The sequence below is a fragment of the Oceanimonas marisflavi genome (assembly GCF_003049725.1).
GTDB lineage: Bacteria > Pseudomonadota > Gammaproteobacteria > Enterobacterales > Aeromonadaceae > Oceanimonas > Oceanimonas marisflavi.
Genome location: NZ_QAGM01000048.1, coordinates 1 through 1,288, shown reverse-complemented (window position 1 = coordinate 1,288; position 1,288 = coordinate 1). Strand labels below are relative to the sequence as shown.

The 1,288-nt window shown below is 53.8% G+C and carries 1 rRNA gene (cut by a window edge); it reads right to left on the bottom strand.

Going from position 1 to position 1,288, the window contains the following annotated elements:
* A 23S ribosomal RNA gene (locus DA373_RS15920) occupies window positions 1-1,288 on the bottom strand; its annotated part reaches 1,316 nt to the left of the window's first position; the annotation flags it as partial.

The following is a 1,288-nucleotide window of genomic DNA, read 5'->3' as shown; positions in this document are numbered from 1 at the left end:
CCCTTTCACCAGGACAACCAACGCCTGGCCCATCTAGCCTTCTCCGTCCCCCCATCGCAATGTGTGTCAGTACGGGAATATTAACCCGTTTCCCATCGACTACGCCTTTCGGCCTCGCCTTAGGGGCCGACTCACCCTGCCCCGATTAACGTTGGACAGGAACCCTTGGTCTTCCGGCGAGGAGGTTTTTCACCCCCTTTATCGTTACTCATGTCAGCATTCGCACTTCTGATATCTCCAGCATGCTTCACAACACACCTTCGCAGACTTACAGAACGCTCCCCTACCACTCACGCAAAGCGTGAATCCGCGGCTTCGGTGCCTAGTTTTAGCCCCGTTACATCTTCCGCGCAGGCCGACTCGACCAGTGAGCTATTACGCTTTCTTTAAATGATGGCTGCTTCTAAGCCAACATCCTGGCTGTCTGAGCCTTCCCACCTCGTTTCCCACTTAACTAGGACTTGGGGACCTTAGCCGGCGGTCTGGGTTGTTTCCCTCTTCACGACGGACGTTAGCACCCGCCGTGTGTCTCCCGGATAGTACTTACTGGTATTCGGAGTTTGCATGGGGTTGGTAAGTCGGGATGACCCCCTAGCCCAAACAGTGCTCTACCCCCAGTAGTATTCGTCCGAGGCGCTACCTAAATAGCTTTCGGGGAGAACCAGCTATCTCCCGGTTTGATTGGCCTTTCACCCCCAGCCACAAGTCATCCCCTAATTTTGCAACATTAGTGGGTTCGGTCCTCCAGTTGATGTTACTCAACCTTCAACCTGCTCATGGCTAGATCACCGGGTTTCGGGTCTACTCCTAGCAACTCGTCGCCCAGTTAAGACTCGGTTTCCCTACGGCTCCCCTATACGGTTAACCTTGCTACTAAAAGTAAGTCGCTGACCCATTATACAAAAGGTACGCAGTCACCCTCGAAGGGCTTCCACTGCTTGTACGTACACGGTTTCAGGTTCTATTTCACTCCCCTCACAGGGGTTCTTTTCGCCTTTCCCTCACGGTACTGGTTCACTATCGGTCAGTCAGGAGTATTTAGCCTTGGAGGATGGTCCCCCCATGTTCAGACAGGATATCACGTGTCCCGTCCTACTCGATTTCACAACAAGAGCCGTTTCGTGTACGGGGCTATCACCCTGTATTGCCGGCCTTTCCAGGACCGTTCCACTACGCCTCAAGCTGCTTAAGGGCTGGCCCCCGTTCGCTCGCCGCTACTAAGGGGATCTCGGTTGATTTCTTTTCCTCGGGGTACTTAGATGTTTCAGTTCTCCCGGTTCGCCTCGCT